Raw genomic sequence first — 5,593 nt, 5'->3', positions numbered from 1 at the left:
AGCCGGTTGCATGGAACAACTTCAGCGTTGATGATATGCTCTTCTACGCGGCCCTGGCGAGCAAGGAGGAGAACAAGGATCCGATAGACCTGGCAGTCCTGAGGGCCGTGAAGAACAAGGAAAAGCTTAAATCATGTAAACAGGTTAAGTTCGTCCCCTTCGACCCGGTGATAAAGCACACCGAGGCTGAAGTTGAGTGCGATGGAAAGAGGTTCAGAACGGCTAAAGGTGCACCACAGGTCATACTTGACATGGTGAACGCGGGCGAGGGATTGAGGAAGGAGGTAATGGCAAAGGTCGAAGAGCTGGCCGAGAAGGGCTACAGAACACTCGGTGTGGCGGTGGACTTCGGCGATGGCTGGAAGTTCGTTGGATTAATACCGCTCTTCGACCCACCCAGGGATGACTCAGCGAGCACCGTGAAGTTCCTGCAGAGGAACGGCATAAGGGTGAGGATGATAACCGGTGACCACATTGCGATAGCAAAGCAGATAGCGAAGATGCTCGGCATTGGAAAGAAGATTCACACGGCAGATGAACTGGAGAGGGCTAAGGGCCACGAGCTCATACGGCTCTGCGAGGAAGCGGACGGATTCGCGCAGGTTTATCCCGAGCACAAGTTCAAGATAGTCAAAGCCCTCCAGGAGGCAGGTCACAAGGTGGCCATGACTGGGGATGGTGTCAACGACGCCCCGGCGCTCAAGCAGGCCGATGTGGGGATAGCAGTTTCAGGCGCAACCGATGCTGCCAGGGCTGCAGCTGACATAGTCCTGCTCGCTCCAGGAATAAGCGTCATAAAGAACGCTATCGTTGAGGCAAGGAAAATATTCCAGAGGATGCACAGCTACGTCCTCTACCGCATAACAGAAACGATAAGAGTTCTGTTCTTCATAACACTCAGCATACTGGCATACAACTTCTATCCTGTAACGGCAGTCATGATAATCCTCTTAGCTTTGCTCAACGACCTGCCGATAATCACCATAGCCTACGACAACGTCAAAATCAACCGCTGGCCCGAGAAATGGAACATAAGGGAAATACTCACGGTCTCGACGATAATAGGAACCATGGGTGTCGTGGAGACCTTCCTGCTACTGTGGATACTGATAACCTACTTCAAAGTACCATACACCACTGCCACCGGACTGGCGGTACTCCAGAGCATGATATTCCTGAAGCTGGCTGTGGCAGGGCACCTGACCATATTCGTCACGAGGACGAGGGGACCGTTCTGGAGCATAATGCCCGGCAAGTGGCTCCTCTGGAGCGCCGTTGGGACAAAGTTACTGGCAACGCTCATAGCAGTCTACGGTTGGGGGGTTGCGGCTATAGGTTGGAAGTATGCAGCAATTATCTGGGTATACTGCCTCATCTGGTTCCTCATAGAGGATCTCACAAAGAGGGCCGCCTACAGGTTCTTCAGCTGGGAGGTCAAGCATCAGCACCACAAGGCGGCCTTCTGATCTAGTTTCCTTTTTCACTTTTTATGAAAATAAAAACCAGAAACGCACGAAGGGAGAAAACACTATCACTTCCTCATCACTATGCTCGCGTAGCCGACGACCGCATCAGTCGAGTGGCTCACCTCGTAGCTCGTCGTGTATTGCAGAAGCTCGACCTCAACCGCTCCGACAAGGCGGGAATAAACTATCGCCGCCCCAACGCCACCAGGCCCGCACATTGTGTGGTTGAGCTTTTTAATCTCATTGAACATTCCGTCAACGTCAAAGTCGAGGATGTGCCTTATAACCCTGAAGTCCCACTCCCTTATCCTGTGGGGGAGCTCCTCGCCTCTGGCCCTGAAAGGCACGTAGCCGTACATCACACCATAGTGAGTGAAGTCCGTGCTTGCTATTACCACAACGTCCCTACCGAGCTCCCTGCTGGCTTCGAAGATTGCCTTTCCGAGTGTCCTTGAGACTTCCTCATCCTGGATGCCGAGGACTATGGGGACGATTTTAACGTCCTTTCCCGCTTTCCCCGCTACGTACTGGATGAAAGGCACTTGAACCTCGATGGAGTGTTCATACTTGTGGGCCAGCTCATCAAGATCGGCTATACCCGAGAGCTTGGCTATCGCCCTAGCCATTTTGGAGTCAACCTCAACTCTCCCAAGGGGCGTGAGCCACTCTCCTTCCGGATACACGGCTATCGGCGAGCCGATGCCTGTGTGATTCGGCCCAAGGATCACGAAGGTCTCCGGTAAGCCGTCCTCGAATATCGCCCTGTATGTCCTCGATGCTGTGTAGCCGGAGAAGACGTAGCCGGCGTGCGGTGCGACTCCAGCGGTTATTTTCCTCTCGCTTCCTTCTTTACCTAAATCGCTGAAAAACTTCCGGAGAATCTCCATGAGCGTCTCATCATCCGGGTAAAAGCTACCCGCAACGGCCGGGTACCTAACTCCCATGTTCCCACCTCCTTCAACCTATGGTCTCCAAACTTTAAATCCCTTCGGTTAGCTTAAGGCCCGAGCCCGTGAGGGGGAGTAACACCTTCGAACCGTCCGGTATCTCGCCGGTCTCAACAAGCTTCCATAGGGCGGAGAGAACTACTGCAGAGGTTGGCTCAACCAGAAAACCGATGTCTTTCAGCCACTCCCACGCTTCCATCGTTTCAGATTCCGTAACGCTCACGCAGAGGCCGTTCGTCTCCTTTAAAGCGGTCTTCATCTCCTCAAGGCGCGGAGGCTCTGGAATCGCTATCCCGTCGGCGAGCCTGTTTTTAGAAGAAGAGCGCTCGCAGAGGCTCTCGTAGCCGGAAGCCTGAACGGCAACCAAAACCGGAAGTCTCTCTATCTCGCCCATTTTCACAAGTTCCTTAAATCCCTTCCAGAGGCCGAGGAGAAGCGTTCCGCTCCCGGTCGGGGTCAAAACGTAGTCCGGAACTTCAACCTGCTCGTAGACTTCAAAGGCCACCAGCTTGGTGCCCTCAAGGAAGTAGGGGTTGAGCCAGTGGGAGACGTAGGTTAGTCCCTCGCGCTCGGCAAACTCAACGGCCCTTCTGTGGGCTTCCATCCTGTCGCCCTCGGTGAAGTGGACAACTGCCCCGAGCCTCTGGATGAGGGAGAGCTTACCGGGCATTGCCCTGGAAGGGACGAAGATGTGAACCCTTATCCCAGCGGGGAGTGAGTAGAGGGCCATGCTTAAAGCCGCATTGCCCGAGCTGTCTAGAACTACCTCGTTTATTCCCTCCTCCATGAGCTTTGCAACGGTCACGAAAGTCCCCCTGTCCTTGAAGGAACCGCTCGGCTGGAGGTACTCCAGCTTGAAGAGTGCCCTGACGGTCTCGACTTCCAGCTCGACAACGGGCGTTATGGCAGGAACCGGTGGGGGAAGGAGGTTCCCGCTTACGGGAAGGAACTGTATGTACCTCCTGGTGTCGAGGTAGGGCATGAGGCTCCCAAAGAAGTCGTAGTGCTCCCTCTCCACCAAAAGCGTCCCACCGCAGTCACAGCTTAGGCGAAATGTTTCTGGATAGGTCTTTCCACACCGCGTACACCTCAACATGCTCCCAATCTCCAAAGACTTTTTAGCTCAACCGCCTATTATGTTGCACAGGAGCATAAAAAGGTGGTTGCCATGGTGAGGTTCATATCGGCTGAGAGGCCCCAGACGGAAGAGGGCTATCAGTACCACATAGACTGCAGACCCGGTGACGTTTCCCGCTACGTCCTCCTGCCCGGTGACCCTGGGAGGGTTCCTAAGATAAGCTCCCTCTGGGACGAAGCTAAAGAGATAGCCTTTCACAGGGAATATAGAACGCACACCGGAAAATACAAGGGCGTCCCTATAAGCGCCACCTCAACTGGAATCGGCGGGCCTTCAACGGCAATAGCGGTAGAGGAGCTTGCAGCTATCGGAGCGGATACCTTCATCCGCGTGGGCTCGACTGGAGCAATACAGCCCGGAATGAAGATAGGCGACCTGATAATAGCCAAAGCGGCGGTTAGGCTTGAGGGGACATCAAAGCAGTACGTTAGGGTTGAGTATCCAGCGGTTGCCGACCTTGAGGTCACGCTGGCTTTGATTGAAGCGGCCGAGACCCTAGGGGTTCCCTACCACATCGGTATAACGGCCTCGACCGACAGCTTCTATCTAGGTCAGGGCAGGTCGGGTTTGAACGGCTACCTCCCGAGCTTCGCGAAGAACATAGTAGACGACCTGAAGCAGGCCAACGTCACGAACTTCGAGATGGAGGCGGCGACACTCTACACCCTTGCGAACATCTACGGGTTAAGGGCTGGCTGCGTCTGCGCCGTCTTCGCCAACCGTGTTACGAACGAGTTCGGGACGAAGGGCGAGAAGGAGGCCGCCATGGTCGCCAGCGAAGCGGTGAAAATACTCCACGAGTGGGACGAGGAGAAGGAAAAAGCCGGGAAGAAGGTATGGTTTCCGGGGCTGAGAGCCTAAAAGCCCCAGAAAGCCGGGTGTATCACGCTTGCGAAGAGGATGAGGCTTACAACCACCACGATGATGTAGAAGATCACGCCGGCGGTGAAGAAACCGAGACCAAACTTGAAGCCGTCCCCGAACCCCAGGCCACACTTTTCATCCGCCACCATAACCCCTCCTTATGATCTTGCATTTCTTAATCCCTTAAGTAGTATATAACACTTTTGACAATTTAGGAAGTTAGAAGAACCGCTGGCGCCCCGGCGGGGATTTGAACCCCGGACCTCGAGGTCCGCAGCCTCGCGCCCTATCCAGACTAGGCCACCGGGGCGTGCCCGCTAACCCTTCTCTGAACGATTTATAAATTTAACCTTCTCCAGAACACCGAAAGATTTATAAGAGCGCCCCAGTTGAGTTAGTAACGGGCTCGCGCGGTGGTAGTCTAGCCTGGTCTAGGACAGCGGCCTGCCACGCCGCTGGCCCGGGTTCAAATCCCGGCCACCGCACCATTGAAACTTTGCCTTCGCAAAGTTTCATCAAAGTTTGTAGCTCCTTCTTAAAGTGCCGCTCTTGAAGGTTTTCTATTGAAATCAATTGTTTTGAGTGAAAACTCCCTCAGGAGCTCCTTGTAGGGGGTTAACTCTAAAATTGCTCTTCTCAAGGCGTCCTAAGGACGCCAGTGAGCAAACCTGCTAAGGGGCTTTCCACACCCAATGCTCTCTTTCTCATGGCGTATTAGGCAATTGCCGAAAGGCTTATAACATTCTTGGAGTACTATCCCCCATGCTGGAGAAGGAGAAAGAGGCCCTTGCCAAGAGGATAGCGGGCGAAATAACGCTCTCTTCTGACCCGGGAAAGACAATGAGAAAGTGGCGCGAGATATTTGGGATAAGCCAGACAGAACTCGCCGAGCACCTTGGCGTCTCCTCCTCTGTCATAAGCGACTACGAGGGTGGAAGGAGAAAAAGCCCCGGGGCGTCAACGATAAGGAAGTTCGTTGAGGCCCTCCTTGAGATCGACGAGAAGAGGGGCGGGAACGTCATAAAAGCCTTCAGCAAGACGATTGAAGGAGAACTCCCAACCGATGCAATCCTAGACATCAGGGAGTTTTCCCTGCCCGTTACCATAGCCGACGTCGTTAAGGCCGTGAAGGGCGAGGTTGTTGCCAACCCCCACCTCCTCGACAGGAGGATATACGG

General features: G+C 54.2%; 6 protein-coding genes and 2 tRNA genes. 4 read left to right on the top strand and 4 right to left on the bottom strand.

The window, feature by feature from the left end:
• Nucleotides 1–1,466, top strand: a 1,466-nt coding sequence (locus tag MVD07_RS07605) for an HAD-IC family P-type ATPase (RefSeq protein ID WP_297500376.1), incomplete at its 5' end; no start/stop codon positions are given.
• 65 nt (nt 1,467–1,531) lie between these two features.
• Here the strand turns inward: MVD07_RS07605 and MVD07_RS07600 are convergent.
• Together MVD07_RS07600 and MVD07_RS07595 are read right to left on the bottom strand one after the other, a co-directional pair.
• The gene (locus MVD07_RS07600; RefSeq protein WP_297500373.1) at nt 1,532–2,410 is read right to left on the bottom strand and encodes an MEMO1 family protein; all 879 of its coding nucleotides are present in this window, start codon (nt 2,408–2,410) and stop codon (nt 1,532–1,534) included.
• Nucleotides 2,411–2,444: 34 nt separating this feature from the next.
• On the bottom strand, nt 2,445–3,509 hold the full coding sequence (locus MVD07_RS07595) for a pyridoxal-phosphate dependent enzyme (protein ID WP_297500371.1): 1,065 nt from the start codon (nt 3,507–3,509) through the stop codon (nt 2,445–2,447).
• Between the two features lie 72 nt (nt 3,510–3,581).
• On the opposite strand from MVD07_RS07595, the gene udp reads away from it, so the two are divergent.
• Nucleotides 3,582–4,412 carry a uridine phosphorylase gene (udp, locus tag MVD07_RS07590; protein ID WP_297500368.1) on the top strand — a complete coding sequence of 277 codons (831 nt, stop codon included), beginning with the start codon at nt 3,582–3,584 and terminating at the stop codon, nt 4,410–4,412.
• On the opposite strand, the gene MVD07_RS07585 is transcribed toward udp, so the two are convergent.
• Nucleotides 4,409–4,561: a hypothetical protein gene (locus tag MVD07_RS07585; protein ID WP_297500364.1), complete on the bottom strand. Its 153-nt coding sequence runs from the start codon at nt 4,559–4,561 to the stop codon at nt 4,409–4,411. The genes udp and MVD07_RS07585 overlap by 4 nt on opposite strands.
• An 86-nt stretch (nt 4,562–4,647) precedes the next feature.
• Nucleotides 4,648–4,725 (bottom strand) — tRNA-Arg (locus MVD07_RS07580).
• 100 nt (nt 4,726–4,825) lie between these two features.
• Between MVD07_RS07580 and MVD07_RS07575 the strand changes: the two genes are divergently transcribed.
• Nucleotides 4,826–4,903: transfer RNA gene (locus tag MVD07_RS07575), tRNA-Gly, on the top strand.
• 274 nt (nt 4,904–5,177) lie between these two features.
• Nucleotides 5,178–5,593 (top strand): helix-turn-helix domain-containing protein (locus MVD07_RS07570; RefSeq protein WP_297500361.1); only part of this gene is annotated, 416 nt, incomplete at its 3' end.

This window comes from Thermococcus sp. (assembly GCF_027008145.1).
In the GTDB taxonomy this organism is placed as follows: domain Archaea; phylum Methanobacteriota_B; class Thermococci; order Thermococcales; family Thermococcaceae; genus Thermococcus.
The sequence above is the reverse complement of the archived record's forward strand: the minus strand, read 5'-3'. Positions and strand labels throughout refer to the sequence as shown.